Origin of the sequence: [Pantoea] beijingensis, from assembly GCF_022647505.1 — a bacterium.
Lineage (GTDB): Bacteria > Pseudomonadota > Gammaproteobacteria > Enterobacterales > Enterobacteriaceae > Erwinia > Erwinia beijingensis.
On sequence record NZ_CP071409.1, the window covers coordinates 1,833,829 to 1,849,067 of the forward strand.

General features: G+C 49.8%; 14 protein-coding genes and 1 pseudogene. 6 read left to right on the top strand and 9 right to left on the bottom strand.

Annotated features, from left to right (window positions below):
- The first annotated feature begins 207 nt into the window (after window positions 1–207).
- From J1C60_RS08215 to rlmA, 3 genes and pseudogenes are all read left to right on the top strand, one after another.
- Window positions 208–351, top strand: a pseudogene (locus J1C60_RS08215) (DUF2627 domain-containing protein).
- A gap of 12 nt (window positions 352–363) precedes the next feature.
- The gene (gene cspE / locus J1C60_RS08220; RefSeq protein ID WP_001062678.1) at window positions 364–573 is read left to right on the top strand and encodes a transcription antiterminator/RNA stability regulator CspE; all 210 of its coding nucleotides are present in this window, start codon (window positions 364–366) and stop codon (window positions 571–573) included.
- A 203-nt stretch (window positions 574–776) separates the two neighbouring features.
- On the top strand, window positions 777–1,610 hold the full coding sequence (gene rlmA, locus J1C60_RS08225) for a 23S rRNA (guanine(745)-N(1))-methyltransferase (RefSeq protein ID WP_128174779.1): 834 nt from the start codon (window positions 777–779) through the stop codon (window positions 1,608–1,610).
- 83 nt (window positions 1,611–1,693) lie between these two features.
- Here rlmA and J1C60_RS08230 read toward each other — a convergent pair whose 3' ends face one another.
- From J1C60_RS08230 to manX, 4 genes are all read right to left on the bottom strand, one after another.
- Window positions 1,694–2,143, bottom strand: coding sequence for a DUF986 family protein (locus J1C60_RS08230; RefSeq protein ID WP_128174777.1), 450 nt, complete (start codon window positions 2,141–2,143; stop codon window positions 1,694–1,696).
- 113 nt (window positions 2,144–2,256) lie between these two features.
- On the bottom strand, window positions 2,257–3,102 hold the full coding sequence (locus J1C60_RS08235) for a PTS mannose transporter subunit IID (RefSeq protein ID WP_128174775.1): 846 nt from the start codon (window positions 3,100–3,102) through the stop codon (window positions 2,257–2,259).
- A 16-nt stretch (window positions 3,103–3,118) separates the two neighbouring features.
- Window positions 3,119–3,919 (bottom strand): PTS mannose/fructose/sorbose transporter subunit IIC, encoded by an 801-nt coding sequence (locus J1C60_RS08240; RefSeq protein ID WP_128174773.1) that lies wholly within the window; start codon window positions 3,917–3,919, stop codon window positions 3,119–3,121.
- Window positions 3,920–3,994: 75 nt separating this feature from the next.
- Window positions 3,995–4,960: a PTS mannose transporter subunit IIAB gene (gene manX, locus J1C60_RS08245; RefSeq protein ID WP_128174771.1), complete on the bottom strand. Its 966-nt coding sequence runs from the start codon at window positions 4,958–4,960 to the stop codon at window positions 3,995–3,997.
- Window positions 4,961–5,490: 530 nt separating this feature from the next.
- Here manX and J1C60_RS08250 point away from each other — a divergent pair.
- The gene (locus tag J1C60_RS08250) at window positions 5,491–7,053 is read left to right on the top strand and encodes a TerC family protein (protein ID WP_128174769.1); all 1,563 of its coding nucleotides are present in this window, start codon (window positions 5,491–5,493) and stop codon (window positions 7,051–7,053) included.
- 38 nt (window positions 7,054–7,091) lie between these two features.
- On the opposite strand, the gene J1C60_RS08255 is transcribed toward J1C60_RS08250, so the two are convergent.
- From J1C60_RS08255 to pabB, 4 genes are all read right to left on the bottom strand, one after another.
- Entirely contained in the window at window positions 7,092–8,654 is a 1,563-nt protein-coding gene (locus J1C60_RS08255; protein WP_128174767.1) for an EAL domain-containing protein, read from the bottom strand.
- 221 nt (window positions 8,655–8,875) lie between these two features.
- A complete protein-coding gene (gene sdaA / locus J1C60_RS08260; RefSeq protein WP_128174765.1) occupies window positions 8,876–10,240 on the bottom strand; it encodes an L-serine ammonia-lyase in 1,365 nt (454 codons plus the stop codon).
- A 205-nt stretch (window positions 10,241–10,445) separates the two neighbouring features.
- Entirely contained in the window at window positions 10,446–11,036 is a 591-nt protein-coding gene (locus J1C60_RS08265; RefSeq protein WP_128174763.1) for a CoA pyrophosphatase, read from the bottom strand.
- Window positions 11,033–12,397, bottom strand: coding sequence for an aminodeoxychorismate synthase component 1 (gene pabB, locus J1C60_RS08270; RefSeq protein WP_128175056.1), 1,365 nt, complete (start codon window positions 12,395–12,397; stop codon window positions 11,033–11,035). The genes J1C60_RS08265 and pabB overlap by 4 nt, the downstream gene beginning before the upstream one ends.
- Window positions 12,398–12,510: 113 nt before the next feature.
- Here pabB and J1C60_RS08275 point away from each other — a divergent pair, with 113 nt between their 5' ends.
- Window positions 12,511–12,699: a YoaH family protein gene (locus J1C60_RS08275; protein WP_128174761.1), complete on the top strand. Its 189-nt coding sequence runs from the start codon at window positions 12,511–12,513 to the stop codon at window positions 12,697–12,699.
- A 13-nt stretch (window positions 12,700–12,712) separates the two neighbouring features.
- Here the strand turns inward: J1C60_RS08275 and J1C60_RS08280 are convergent, their stop codons facing one another.
- On the bottom strand, window positions 12,713–13,057 hold the full coding sequence (locus tag J1C60_RS08280) for a RidA family protein (RefSeq protein ID WP_128174759.1): 345 nt from the start codon (window positions 13,055–13,057) through the stop codon (window positions 12,713–12,715).
- Between the two features lie 234 nt (window positions 13,058–13,291).
- Here J1C60_RS08280 and J1C60_RS08285 point away from each other — a divergent pair, with 234 nt between their 5' ends.
- Entirely contained in the window at window positions 13,292–15,202 is a 1,911-nt protein-coding gene (locus tag J1C60_RS08285; RefSeq protein ID WP_128174757.1) for a DNA repair helicase YoaA, read from the top strand.
- The last annotated feature ends 37 nt before the right edge of the window (window positions 15,203–15,239 follow it).

The window sequence follows — 15,239 nt, forward strand, 5'->3', positions numbered from 1 at the left end:
GTAATCCTAAGGTTACAGGCATGCTGGAGAGGGGTTCGCCCATTTGAATTGTGTGCTTTTGTGTAGAGGTTATGCATATTTGTGCAAACAGTGTGGTTGTCGCATTCAATTATGTGCGACGTGTCGATCACTGTTTAAAAATGGCTTGCCATTAATTTACGGATATGTGATAACCCTTTCTGGGTAAAACGAGGTACAGTTCTGTTTATGTGTGGCATCTTCAGTAAAGAAGTTCTGAGTAAAGACGTTGACGTTGAATACCGCTTCCTTGCCGAACCTTAATTAGTGCCTCATTCAGTAATGTCTCTGGTTTCTCTGTAAGTAAGCCTACGGGCGAATAAATCACTCTAAGGAATTTGCAAAATGGCAAAGATTAAAGGTCAGGTTAAGTGGTTCAACGAGTCTAAAGGTTTTGGTTTCATTACTCCAGCCGACGGCAGCAAAGATGTATTCGTACATTTCTCTGCCATTCAGGGTAACGGCTTCAAAACGTTGGCCGAAGGCCAGAACGTTGAGTTCGAAATTCAGGATGGCCAAAAAGGCCCAGCAGCAGTTAACGTAACTGCCATCTGATTTTGACCCCAGCCATAGCGTAGTGCCTGATGCATTTCGCCGCTGAATCTCAATAGATAAAGCCTCATCATTTATGATGGGGCTTTTTCTTTTTCCTCCCGGTAAATCTGACGGCTGCGCACCGTGCACAGGATAAGATTTGGTGGCGAGATTGTTGCTAAAACGGTGTACACTGCCGCCCTGTTTTTTTCCGGAGAGCTTGCATGCTATACCTCTGTCCACTTTGTCAGCAGCCGCTGGTGCTTCAGCACGCCAGTTGGTGTTGCAGCAACCAACATCAATTTGATCGGGCGAAAGAAGGTTATGTAAACCTGCTGCCGGTGCAGCACAAACGCTCAAAGCAGCCTGGTGACAGTGTAGAAATGATGCAGGCACGTCGTCAGTTTCTCGATGCAGGGCATTACCAGCCGCTGCAACAACGCGTTGCGGCCATGCTGGACGAAGTGCTGCCAGCGGACGAGGTCGCTTTGCTGGATATTGGCTGCGGAGAAGGGTATTACACTCAGGCCGTTAGTGAGAAATTGGGGAAAAGGGCGGTGAGTAGCATCGTTGGACTTGATGTTGCGAAAGTCGCGATCCGCTATGCGGCCAGACGCTATACCAATATTGACTTCTGCGTGGCATCCAGTCACCGATTACCGTTTGCGGATGCCAGCTTTGATGGGGTATTAAGAATTTATGCACCGTGCAAAGCCGAGGAACTATTCAGGGTGATAAAACCGGGAGGATATCTGCTCACGGTTACACCGGGACCGCAGCATCTGGTGCAATTCAAAGCGCTAATTTATCAGCAGACCATCCTGCACGCTGACAAAGACGAGCATATGCCGGGCTTCAGTCGAATCTCACAGCATCCACTGGGCTACACCATGACGTTGAAAGGGGATGAGGCATGTGCATTATTGCAGATGACACCTTTCGCCTGGCGGGCTCGTTCCGAGGTGTGGCAGCAATTGGCGACAGAGACGGCGTTTACTTGTGAAACGGATTTTGTTCTGACTCTATGGCAGCGAGCGGAAAACGAGCCAGAGCGCTAATCTTTAGGGTTGCAGGCGGAGTCGCTTGATTCCGTGCGTCTGCAGGATGAGCTAAAGGCTCACCCTGCAGCATAATAGGGCGGCTACAGCATCACGTTATAAATAGCGTCTAAATCGTCGATATGTCTGACGTGTATAAGCAGACGTCTCTGCTCCAGTTGAATGACCAACACGCCATCTTCAGATAAGTTCATCGTTTTAATTCGTGAATAGTCAATCCAGACGTTTGCATAGAAGAACCCCGATTCTTTAAACACTATTTTAGGTAAACGGACCCAGAAAATATAAATGGTAATAAATGCCAGAACCAGTAATAGTGTTGTGGTTAGCTGTGGGCCTCGTGATGAAACATTATTATAAATAAGGATAGCGATTAAGCCGATAAAAATCAGGCTATCTAATTTTGTACGACGCTGGAGGCGAACTTTCAGACGCGTCTTGCCTTTGCGCAGTTCCATGATGAATTCATCATAAATAGCATAAAGCAAGAGCAGAGTAATAAAAGCGATAATGACGTAGTCGGTTAAAAACATGCTGCCGCTCCCTGAAAGTCGTTTCGTTAACGTTTTATATAAGCGTTGGCGAATCGACTCTAATGAAAACCGGGAGCCATGCTCCCGGTCAATCCAAACAACAATGGTTAGAGTTACAAGCCCAGCAAACCAATCCAGTAGCCGAAAATACCTATGGCGAAGAAACCGATGATAATCCATAGCGCATTGACTTTACGCCGTAATAACCACATACACCCGAATGTAAGTAACAGTGGTACTAATCCTGGCATTAATTGGTCAAGAATTGTTTGTACCGTAGTGATATTGGTTTTACCCGTTTGATCGGTAATACGCGAGACCACTAACGGAATATTCACATGCGTCCACTTATTAACCAAGGCCCCCATAACAAATAAGCCCAGAATGGAGGCACCCTCCGTCAATTTTTGCAGGAAGCCACCGCCCATATCATTAACAATATCGACGCCTTTTTTATAGCCATATGCCACGCCGTAGTAGCGTGTGAGCAAACGAACCAGATTGAACAGTACAAAAAATAATACCGGGCCAAGTAAACTACCGCTCATGGCAATACCGGCGCCAAGCGCGGCAAAAACCGGGCGGACCGTACCCCAGAAGATGGGATCGCCAACACCTGCAAGCGGTCCCATCAATCCGACTTTGATACCGTTGATGGCACCATCATCAATCGGTGCACCGTTTGCACGCTGCTCTTCCATCGCCATCGTCACCCCGAGGACCGGTGCGGCTACGTAAGGATGGGTGTTAAAAAACTCCAGGTGACGTTTAATTGCCTGCTTGCGGTCGTCGTTATTTTCCGGATAGAGCCGACGAATCACCGGCACCATGGAGTAACAGAAGCCCAACGCCTGCATGCGTTCAAAGTTCCATGAGCCCTGAAAAAGGTTTGAGCGCAGGAACACATCGCGAATGTCGCTTTTTGTGAGTTTCTTCTGTGTTGTCGTGGTATCAACCATTTCTCTCACCTTTTCCTTAATCTAATTCGTTGTCGAGATCGTTATGCGCAGCAGCGGCAGGGCTACCCCCGGCAACACGGTTATATTTGGGACTCAACTGGATATAGAGCGCTGCCATGACAACGCCGATCACGCCCAACGCCACAAGGTTAAAGTCGGTAAACGCTGCGGTAACAAAGCCGAGATAGAAAAACGGCATCAGATAACCCGCGCGCATCATGTTAATCACCATTGCATAACCGACGACGACGATCATACCGCCTGCGATATTCAGACCATTGGTGACCACATCCGGAATTGAGTTCAGCAGTTCTTGTACGGCGTGTGTACCGACAGACACCGCGACAATAATGGCCGGGATTGCAATACGCATTGCCTGAAGGAGCAGAGCAGAGACATGAATCCACGAAATTGCACTAAGGTTACCTCTCTCTGCGGCTTTGTCGGCTGCATGCTGGAAGGCGACGGTGATAGTACGAACGATAATGGTAAGAACCTGACCTGCAGCTGCAAGAGGTATCGCCAGGGCAATGCCCGCTCCGACACTTTGCCCGCCAGCAATAACCAGAATGGTCGAAATGATCGAAGCCAGTGCGGCATCGGGTGCGACCGCGGCCCCAATATTCATCCATCCAAGCGCGATCATTTCCAACGTACCACCGATAATGATACCGGTTTTCACGTCACCCAACACAAAGCCAATTAACGTACATGCCACCAGTGGGCGGTGAAACTGAAATTCATCAAGGATAGATCCCATACCTGCAATACAGGCGACAATAAATATCAGTACAAGTTGAAGAGTGGTAATCTCCATTGCACTTCTCCTCTGACATTTCTACTTACTGAGTGTAAACCTGACGCATCAGGCAATGAATAAAATCATTCTCTATTACTGTTTTACCTTAGCAATCAGGTCCATCATTTTTAGTCTTTGATCGGTTGAAACCTTTCTTACTTCTAATTCAATACCGCGTGCATTGAGTTTCTTAAATGCATCAATATCTTTTTCATCAACCGAGACGGCATTATTTACCTGGGTTTTACCCTGGCGAAATGCCATACCCCCGATATTCACCGATTTAATATTTACGCCACCGGCAACAACGCGTTCGACGTCGGTAGGATTTGTAAACAGCAGCATCACCTTATCCTGGCCATATGTCGGGTTGTTATAAACACGGATCATTTTTTCGACATCGACAACATGAGCGGTTACACCGGGAGGTGCAACCTGGGTCAGCAGCGTTTTCCGGACATGATCGGCTGCAACCTCGTCACTAACGACAATAATGCGGGTAACGTTGGTTTCCTTGGTCCAACGGGTAGCGACCTGACCATGAATCAGTCGGTCATCAATGCGCGCCAGACCAATCTTCATATGATCCTCCGGGCCCATCGGTTTCACGGGGGCCGCCGCTGCGGCGGGTTTTGCCGCGGCGACCGGAGCGGGTTCAGGTTCTTTTGCTTTCAGCGCTTTTACGCCTTCACGTCCCGCTTCCACCGCAATTTTTATCAATTCATCAAAGGATGGGTTGTCATCACGGGCCATTAAGGTTTCAACCAACATGGGAATATTGACGCCGGCGATCACTTCATATTTATCTTTATCAACAACAATACGGCTTGCTGCGTTAAAGGGGCTTCCACCCCAAGTATCAACGAGAAATAGTACGCCCTGATTTGTATCCAAATCAGTGAGACGCGCATTGTATTTATCTATTATGGTTTCCGCATTTTCACCCGGGACAAAATCAATCCAGCCCACGTTTTGTTGCTCACCTAATAGCATTTCGGCGGTTTTCAGAAGCTGTTCCGCTGCCCAACCGTGCGTGCCGATTACAATAGCAATAGTCACTTGCTACCTCCGTTTTCAATAACGATGGCGTCAGTAGGATTTAACTGATGCACCAACAATTTCATCTGAACTTAACGAGCCCAGAATCAATGGACCTAAATTAAGACACTTACGATAACCGTTAAGAGCATTTACAGTGCCAAAGTATAAAGCTGTTACGTCGCGAATTATTTTAGACTGTGAAAAAATAAATTATGTGACGCCGCTCGGTAATTTAGAGGCTTAACCTACTGTTTTTACGTTCTGCTCATTTCTGGCGCAAAAATGTGAAGGCGAACGACGCTTGTAAGAAAATATTTTGTTGGCAATGCTTCAACTGGTAGAGTAGAGATCCTTTTATTGCTACAGGAGTAACGGGCCTCAGCCCTCCCTATGGACTGTCACCGACGTTGTTTAACCACGCCACCGGGCCATCCGGCTTATTTTTCCAGACTATTTAACACACGGGTTTTGCTTACCTGTTCCTGTTCTCTTCGCACGTCCGTTAAACGGATCGTCGCGTTGTCCTGTTCCTGGTTTCGGAGTCTGTAATGGAATTTCTCTTAGACCCCTCGATTTGGGCCGGTTTACTGACGCTTATCGTTCTTGAGATCGTACTGGGTATCGATAATCTGGTCTTTATCGCTATTTTGGCTGACAAATTGCCGCCTAAGCAGCGCGATAAAGCGCGTTTAATCGGTCTGTCACTGGCGCTGTTGATGCGTCTGGGTCTACTCTCACTCATTTCCTGGATGGTCACGTTAACGCGTCCATTGTTTTCCATCGGAGAGTTCGGTTTCTCAGGACGCGATCTTATTCTGTTGTGCGGTGGCCTGTTTTTGTTGTTTAAAGCAACAATGGAATTGCATGAGCGGCTGGAAAATAACGATCACAACAGTGATGGTAATAAAGGCTACGCCAGCTTTTGGGCGGTGGTCATACAGATAGTGGTGCTGGATGCCGTATTCTCACTCGATGCGGTCATCACCGCCGTGGGAATGGTCAATAACCTGGCAATTATGATGACGGCTGTTGTGATTGCGATGGGCGTGATGTTACTTGCCTCAAAGCCGCTGACCAATTTTGTCAACGCGCACCCAACAGTGGTCGTACTGTGCCTCAGTTTTCTGCTGATGATTGGTTTGAGTTTGGTTGCGGAAGGTTTTGGCTTCCATATTCCGAAGGGATATCTGTATGCGGCCATCGGTTTCTCAATTCTGATCGAATTTTTCAACCAGGTTGCACGGCGTAATTTTCTTCGTCACCAATCTCATCGGCCAATGCGTGAACGCACCGCAGAGGCGATTTTACGTCTGATGGGCGGGCGCCGTGGTTCATCACAGCCGTCCGGTAGCGAGACAACCGATGTGGCTAAGGCGATTCCACGCGAAGCATTTAAGGATGAAGAGCGCTATATGATCAACGGCGTATTGACCCTGGCTTCGCGATCTGTACGGAGTATCATGACGCCGCGCGGGGATATTTCATGGGTAGATACCGAACGCCCACTTGATGAAATTCGTATTCAATTGCTGGATACCCCACATAGCTTATTTCCAGTATGCCGCGGCGAACTGGATGAGATAGTCGGTGTCGTCCGGGCAAAAGAGCTCCTTGTGGCATTGGATCATGGTGTTGACGTAGCGATGTTTGCCTCATCAAACCCACCCATTATTGTCCCTGATACGCTTGACCCGATTAATCTGCTGGGCGTGTTACGTCGGGCCAAAGGCAGCTTCGTGGTCGTCACCAGTGAGTTTGGCGTTGTACAAGGATTGATTACGCCTCTCGATGTGCTGGAAGCGATTGCCGGTGAGTTCCCGGATGAGGATGAAACCCCCGATATTATCGCGGATGGCGATGGCTGGCTGGTGAAAGGCGGAACCGATCTCCATTCACTGCAGCAATTACTGGATACGCAGGAGCTGGTCAAAGCGGAGGATGATCATGCCTCTCTCGCAGGTTTGTTGATTGCGCAAAAGGGGCAACTGCCGCAGCCGGGTGAGGTAATCGAACTTCTGCCGCTACGTTTCCAGATTATTGAAGCGACGGAGTATCGTATTGATCTGGTGAGAGTGACGAAGGAACGCCCCGATGATGAAGACGAAGCGTAATGCCTGATCGTGATAAACGGCGCCGGTGGCGCCGTTTTTTATGTGGCCAATTCAGCCTGGTACTGTTTTAACCAGCCGGGGAAATCAGCAAGTGGCATCGGTTGTGCGTAATAGTACCCCTGCAGTAGATCCACTCCGCGTTCGCGCAGATAATTGACTTGTTCAATATTTTCAACACCTTCTGCAACTAGTCCGATATGAAGTTGCTGTGCCAGAGAAATCACCATATCCGTGACGGTTGCGTTAATGGCATCGGTACCGATCGCTGCCGTGAAAATTTTATCAATCTTTAATACGTCGGGGCTAAGGGTCTTCAGATATGACAGCGAGCTGTGGCCGGTGCCAAAGTCATCAATCGCCAGTTTGACCCCTTGGGCATGCAGCGCTGCGACTACCTGCTGGTCAACAATAGGAAGTGCATCCCGTTCGGTAAGTTCAATCATCAACTGCGGGCTGGGTTTAGCTGGCCACCAGTAGTTATTTAGGTCTGCCAGGATATCTTCGTCGCGAAAATGGCTGGCTGCAACGTTGATCGCGATATGAAAATTCGGTGAGGAGGGCAGTACCGGTAGCTGTTTCACCACTTCGCTGAGCACAAAGCGCGTTAGCGAGGCAATAAGATCCTGCCGTTCGGCCATTGGAATAAACACATCAGCGGGGATCCATCCCATACGTGGGTTATACCAGCGCAGCAGCAACTCTATCCCATTGCAATGGCCGTTACGGGGATTGATCAGCGGCTGGCTATAAACCATAAACTCCTGAGCAGAAAGGCCATAACTGATTTGCCAGGCAATACTCATCCGGTTGGCCGTAGCCAGCCAGACAATATAGGCCAATAATAGACTTAGCAGCAGGGCAAGGGGTAATTGTGAAGGCAGTGCCGCGAACGCCAGCCTGCCAGGTGAGGGCCCGAAGAGTGTGACGGAAAAAGGATAACGCAAAGATGCCTTTTGGTAGCTTACCTCATCTTCGGATGGAATGGCCGCTTCGATTAGCGGGTTGCCATACTCCAGGCTACGTCCTCCAACGTTGAGTACCGCGCGCTCAACCCAAGGTAATGCGGGTTCCAGCAAATAATTACCGATCATTTCGATATTGATGATCTGGAGGATACCTGAGGAGTAATCATCTGATTTAGGCGTCCAGAACAGCAGAATAGGGGACCCCTTTAGCAGATAATTGTCCACGCTCAATGTCATTCGCCGATTGTTGAGTGCCAGTTCCGGAAAGCGCTTGCTGAAAGAAATAGCCCGCTCTCCATAGATACTTGAACAATAGATTTGATCGTTGTTGATAAGTAATAACGAACGGACCGTTTGCAGAGCGGCCAGCTTCTCAACCAGCGCGGCACGTACGTCTGTACAGCGTAAACCGACGAGGCCCAGAGCGTTATTTGCTGCGACATCAAGGGGGGAAAACATGCGGTCAAAGCGCTGGATGGCGTTATCGGCAAAACTGCGCGAATGCTGCTCTATACGCAGTTTTTCTTCAAAAAAGCGAAAAGTTAATATGAGGATAAGTCCCAGTACGGCAACGAATAAAGCGATAAGAAATCGTTTTCGACGAAACTGTCCAACCAGCAGTTGGGACGCCTGCATCAATTACCACCCTTAAAGAACCTGCAAATGAGATATCGAGTCATTGTTATCGGCAAAAAGAGCGCTAAATTTATACCACTCTGCTGCGTTCGTTTGCCGAATCGCAAAGTTCAGATGTTGTTTACTGGGTTGACAGCCGAAACGCAAAAGCGGCCTGAACAGGCCGCATAGCATTACTTTATCTATTTACTGAAAGGACGGGTAGTGGATGTAATCACTATTTAGTCACATTGTACTTTGATCGCCAGACCGCCTCGTGAGGTTTCACGATATTTGGCGTTCATGTCTTTACCTGTTTCGTACATGGTCTCGATGACTTTATCCAGCGAAACACGTGGCTGACTGGTCCGCCGCAGCGCCATACGTGCGGAATTAATTGCCTTCACAGAAGCAATCGCATTGCGCTCAATGCAAGGCACCTGAACCTGGCCCGCAACGGGATCGCAGGTTAAACCAAGATTGTGTTCCATGCCGATTTCTGCCGCTACGCAGACCTGTTCCGGGCTGGCACCCAGCAACTCGGCTAACCCGGCCGCAGCCATTGAACAGGCAACCCCCACTTCTCCCTGACAACCGACTTCCGCACCTGAAATAGAGGCATTCATTTTATACAAAACGCCGATGGCACCACAGGCAAGAAAATAACGAATGAAAATATCAGGACTGACAGATTCAATAAAATGATCGTAGTAGGCAAGCACCGCTGGAACAATGCCACAGGCGCCGTTGGTTGGGGCGGTTACCACGCGCCCACCGGCGGCGTTCTCTTCGTTAACCGCCAGCGCGAACATATTGACCCAGTCAATGACGTTCATGGGATCGCTGGAGAGTTTATCAGAAGAGACTAACAGACGGCGCAACGCCGCGGCCCGACGCGGCACTCGCAAGGGACCCGGCAGTACACCTTCGGTATTTAGACCGCGATCGATACACTCACGCATGGCTTGCCAGACATCGGCAAAGTAGTGCTCGATCTCCTGGCGGCTGTGCAGTGCCAGCTCGTTTTTCATCACCATCCCTGATAGCGATAGCCCGGTTTCATGGCAGTGTGTCAGCATTTCTCTCGCGGAGTGGAACGGATAAGGAACGGTAACCTCGTCCAGCGTTGATTGACCAAAATGCTCTTCATCAACAATAAAACCGCCGCCGATGGAATAGTAAGTTTTACTGTAAATCAGACGATCGTTAGCAAAGGCATGAATGCGCATACCATTTTCATGGCGCGATAGATTTTCACTGCGGAATACCATTCCCCCTTCGCGAGGGAAATCGACTTCGTGTTCGCCATTGGCTAATAGCAGGCGCTGGCGTTGCTCAACATCACGGATAAAAGCAGGGATATTGTCAATGTCTACGCTATCGGGCGAAGCACCGGACAACCCCATAATAATGGCTATATCGGTATGATGGCCTTTGCCCGTCAGCGACAGGGAACCATAAACATCTACGGCAATACGCGTGACAGACGAAAGGTAGTCGTTGCTTACCAAATCATCGACAAACTGTTTACCGGCTTTCATCGGACCAACCGTGTGGGAACTGGACGGTCCAATACCGATCTTAAACATGTCGAAAACGCTAATCACGCTATACGCTCCTTGAATTTTTTAATATGGGCCTACCCATTAGGGTCTACAGGCGAGGCGCTAAGAAAGTCACAGTGGGTAATGCTGCTCTCTGCCACGAAGAATATATATGAAATGCCAGTATAAGTAAGTGAGTTGGATCGCTTGACGATAGTATACCAGTGAAAAATAGTGCATTAAGCGTTAATTGACCAATAATTGTTGGTTAATTGCGCATTGCAGTGCCACCTGATATCTGCTGAGACAATTGCCGGATAATGCCTGCCGTCATTCCCCAGATGAAATACTCCTCGAACCAGGAGAGCCAGACGCGATGCTGTATGCCCTCACGGTGAATATCCAGTGGCGAGTAACGTCCTGGCCGAAGAGCTTCTTGCAACGGCATTTCAAATACCGCCGCGACTTCGTCTTTATTGGCGTGATAACGCAGATTATCGGGGATAATGCCGACTATCGGGGTGACCTGAAAACCCGTGCTGCTGGTGACATTCGGCAGGGTTCCCACCACTCTTACGCATGAAGGCGGAATGGCGAGTTCCTCCTGGGTTTCACGCAGAGCGGTAAAAATCAGTGAATGATCGGTTGGATCCATTACACCGCCGGGAAACGCAACCTGACCAGCATGCGTGCGTAACGAATCCGCGCGGCGAGTTAGCAGTAGACCCGGCGCCTGGCGCGCAACAATCGGCACCAATACCGCCGCGCGTCGGGTAGGTAAAGATTGGGTTATTGGTTGAGGCGGCTGCAGCGTAAAGCGCGTCAGGAAATCATCCAGCGTCATGGGCGTTTTATTCATACTGTTTTCGTTGCCAGACACGGCAGAATACGGTTTATCTTATCAAAGGTTTCCTGGTATTCCGCCTGCATATTACTATCCGCAACGATTCCTCCTCCCGCCGCACAGAATAGCTCCCCATTTTCCGCAATCAGCGTGCGGATAGCGATGCTGGTATCCATCCGGCCGCAGACGCTGAGATAGCCAATACTGCCGCACCATGCATTACGGCGCTGTGGCTCCAGTTCTTCAATAATCTCCATGGCTCGGACTTTAGGGGCACCGGTTATCGAACCTCCGGGAAAGCAGGCGCGCAGGAGATCACAGGCATGCAAGTCATGATTAAGACGTGCATGAATAGTGCTGACAAGATGGTGGACTGCCGGAAAAGCTTCAACAGCAAATAGTTCCGGGACGCTGACGCTGCCTGGTTGAGCAACACGTCCAATATCATTGCGTAGCAGATCGACAATCATCAGGTTTTCCGCACGATCTTTTAGGGAGTTGGCCAGTTTTTCTGCTTGCTTCCGGTCCTGCTCACTATCATTCAGACGTGGCAGAGTTCCTTTTATCGGGCGGGTTTCAATAACACGCTGATTGAGGCTGAGGAAACGTTCAGGGGAGAGGCTGAGAATAACGCTTTCTTCCAGGCGAATAAACGCACTAAATGGTGCCTTATTCTGCTGATTCAACAACATAAATGCTTGCCATTCGTCACCCTGATAGCGCGCGCGAAAACGCTGGGCAAGATTCACCTGATAACAGTCGCCTGCCAGTAGGTAATCCTGTATCTTAGCAAACTTCTCGCCATACTGCTCCTGTGTCATGTTAGATTGCCATGGCGAGGTCAGATGAAAAGGGGCTATGTTTTTGTGACGCGGTAACGCTGCCAGCCACGTAAGCCTGATATCCGCTGAACCTTGGGTAATCAGGGTCAGCGTGTGGCGCTGGTGGTCAGCAATTAGCGCCCAATCATAGATTCCGACTGCCATATCAGGCGTCGTTAAATCATGCTCTGCGGTAACAGGTAACGCCTCATAGCGGCGCCCTAAATCATATCCAAATAGCCCTAACGCACCACCCTGGAAAGGGTAATCTTCATGTGGTTTCACCGTTAAACTTAAGGCGTTCAGCGCATCCTGTACCAGCGATAATGGCTCCGCGATTGACTCAGTGACAACGTCACCAAGACGCTGTCGTGTGACTTCGCCATACGTTTCAAATGTGGTGACAGGATCCGCTACCATGATGTCGAATCGGTTATCCGCATGATCGGCAAAACCTGAACTGAGCAATATCGCCCAGGGTAAATGTGACGCGTGTGCAAACAGATTGTGCAGCGCGGCTGGCGTATAGTCTAAGGTATGGTAAACAGGAGGCATGGGCACGTAACAGACCATCACAACATAAAGATGCAAGCTTGGCATATTTTTCTGCTGCTGGCATCACTTAGTTTGGCATGAAATAATTACCCTCTAAGCGTAAGGAGTTCCCCATGATTACGGGTTTACCAGCATTATCCCATGAGCAGCAGCAACAGGCCGTGGAGCGGATTCAGGATTTAATGTCTCAGGGTATGAGCAGCGGCCAAGCCATTGCGCAAGTGGCGCAAGAGATTCGCGCCACGCACACGGGGGGAGTTATATCAGCGCGTTTCGAAGACGAAGAAGATGAAGACGAATAGCGCGCCGGGAGCGTTATAGCGCGGCGATTATTTTAATTTCTACTTTATACTTAGGGTTCATCAGCCTGGCCTGAACGGTGCAGCGTACTGGCGCATTGCCAGGTGAAACCCAGGCATCCCACGCGCGGTTCATGGCAGGAAAGTCGTCCAGATTTACCAGAAAAAGGGTGGCATCCAGGATACGACTTTTGTCGGAACCGACGCGAGCTAAAAGTCTATCGATGACCGCCAGTGCATTTGCCGTCTGGGCTTCTGCATCTTCATCCAGGTTTTCCGGTACGCTGGTGTAGTAGACCGTCTGATTATGAATCACAGCTTCCGACATGCGATGCTCAGGATCGATACGTTCAATACTCATCAATGGTTCCTTATTTCCGATAAAATTAGCCAATAGCCTGGCATAGAAAGAATCCCACTGTCATCTATTGTGGAGCAGGCGGCGGGATACTGACATAATTACAGTATTCGGGTGGCCGGGCCTGCAGGACACCTCAGTGATGTTATCGCGGCCTTTGCCGACATTACAGACCGTGTAGGCATAACAGCGATAAGGTTGGCCAGAGCCAGCTTTTTACTTCGTTAGAGAGGGTGTGTGACAGACGATTTTGCAGAAGATGGCGCGCTGGCGCGGTCAATACCGGGATTTAAACCCCGCGAAGCACAGCGACAAATGGCCAATGCTGTGGCCAGCGCCATTGAAAAACGTAGCGAACTGGTTGTTGAGGCAGGAACGGGCACCGGGAAAACGTTTGCTTATCTGGCACCGGCGTTACGTTCTGGTAAGAAAGTGATCGTTTCTACCGGCTCTAAAGCATTGCAGGACCAACTCTACAGCCGCGATTTGCCCACCGTGGCGCGGGCGCTTCAATTTAAAGGTAATCTGGCCTTGCTGAAGGGGCGCTCTAACTACCTTTGTCTGGAGCGTATGGAGCAGCAGTCAATGGCGGGCGGGGAGCTGGCCGTGCAGGCAATGAGCGATCTGGTGCATCTGCGCGGGTGGTCAAATGAAACCGTTGACGGTGACATTAGCACCTGCGGGGGAGTGGCCGAAGACAGCACGATCTGGCCGCTGGTCACCAGCACTAATGATAACTGCCTCGGCAGTGACTGCCCGCTGTATAAAGAGTGCTTCGTGGTTAAGGCGCGTCGCCGCGCGATGGATGCAGATATCGTGGTGGTTAACCATCATCTTTTTCTTGCTGATATGGTGGTGAAAGAGAGCGGTTTTGCCGAGTTGATCCCTCAGGCTGATGTGATGATCTTCGATGAAGCGCATCAGGTGCCTGATATTGCCAGCCAGTATTTTGGTCAGCAGCTCTCCAGTCGACAGTTACTGGATTTAGCTAAGGATATTACTATCGCCTATCGTACCGAGGTGCGTGATGCTCAGCAGTTGCAAAAATCTGCGGATCGTCTGGCGCAATGCGCTCAGGACTTTCGGCTGGCATTAGGCGATCCCGGCTTTCGCGGTAATTTGCGGGAGTTGCTGAATGATACCACCATACAGCGTGCATTAACGCTGCTGGATGATGCATTAGAACTCTGCTATGACGTCGCTAAAATGTCATTGGGGAGGTCTGCACTGCTTGATGCCGCGTTTGAACGTGCGGCACTTTATCGTAATCGGCTGAAACGGCTGAAAGATGTTTCGCAGCCAGGTTTCAGCTACTGGTATGAATGTAACTCTCGTCACTTTACCCTTGCGCTTACGCCGCTATCGGTATCTGCACGCTTTCGTGAAGTCATGGACGAACGTCCCGCAGCCTGGATCTTTACTTCAGCAACGCTTTCGGTTAATGAACAGATGACCCACTTCGTTGAGCGCTTAGGTGTTAATACCGCGGATTCTCTGATTCTTTCCAGCCCGTTTGACTACGCAAGCCAGGCGCTGCTATGCGTACCTCGAAATTTACCTTCTCCCAACCAACCGGGCGGGGCAAGACAGTTGGCACAGATGCTACGACCGCTAATTGAAGCGAATAATGGGCGCTGTTTCTTTCTGTGTACCTCGCACCAGATGATGCGTGATTTAGCTGCACAATTTCGCACAATGCTTACGCTTCCGGTATTGCTACAGGGAGAAACCAGTAAAGGACAACTGCTGAAGCAGTTTGTTGCCGCTGGCAATGCGCTATTGGTGGCAACCAGTAGCTTCTGGGAAGGCGTTGACGTTCGGGGCGATGCGTTATCACTGGTCATCATAGATAAATTACCCTTCACCTCACCAGAAGATCCGCTGCTTAAAGCCCGTATGGAGGATTGCAAAATCCGCGGTGGTGAACCTTTTGATGATGTGCAACTTCCCGATGCGGTCATCACCCTTAAGCAGGGCGTTGGCCGTCTGATCCGGGATGTGAACGATCGTGGTGTGTTGGTGATTTGTGACAACCGACTGGTGATGCGTCCTTACGGCGAAGTCTTCCTTAACAGTCTTCCACCAACGCCCCGCACCCGCGATATACAGCGAGCCGTCGCGTTCCTGACATCGGAACCGGCGGAGTAATCTGCTAAACCTTATGCTAAGATGCCGCCGAAATTTT

Coding starts and splice junctions, on each gene's coding strand:
- J1C60_RS08235 (WP_128174775.1), bottom strand. CDS start 3,102: ATGGTTGATACCACGACAACACAGAAGAAACTCACAAAAAGCGACATT.
- J1C60_RS08230 (WP_128174777.1), bottom strand. CDS start 2,143: ATGTTTTTAACCGACTACGTCATTATCGCTTTTATTACTCTGCTCTTG.
- J1C60_RS08255 (WP_128174767.1), bottom strand. CDS start 8,654: ATGCAGGCGTCCCAACTGCTGGTTGGACAGTTTCGTCGAAAACGATTT.
- J1C60_RS08275 (WP_128174761.1), top strand. CDS start 12,511: ATGATTACGGGTTTACCAGCATTATCCCATGAGCAGCAGCAACAGGCC.
- pabB (WP_128175056.1), bottom strand. CDS start 12,397: ATGCCTCCTGTTTACCATACCTTAGACTATACGCCAGCCGCGCTGCAC.
- J1C60_RS08250 (WP_128174769.1), top strand. CDS start 5,491: ATGGAATTTCTCTTAGACCCCTCGATTTGGGCCGGTTTACTGACGCTT.
- J1C60_RS08265 (WP_128174763.1), bottom strand. CDS start 11,036: ATGAATAAAACGCCCATGACGCTGGATGATTTCCTGACGCGCTTTACG.
- cspE (WP_001062678.1), top strand. CDS start 364: ATGGCAAAGATTAAAGGTCAGGTTAAGTGGTTCAACGAGTCTAAAGGT.
- J1C60_RS08280 (WP_128174759.1), bottom strand. CDS start 13,057: ATGAGTATTGAACGTATCGATCCTGAGCATCGCATGTCGGAAGCTGTG.
- rlmA (WP_128174779.1), top strand. CDS start 777: ATGCTATACCTCTGTCCACTTTGTCAGCAGCCGCTGGTGCTTCAGCAC.
- J1C60_RS08240 (WP_128174773.1), bottom strand. CDS start 3,919: ATGGAGATTACCACTCTTCAACTTGTACTGATATTTATTGTCGCCTGT.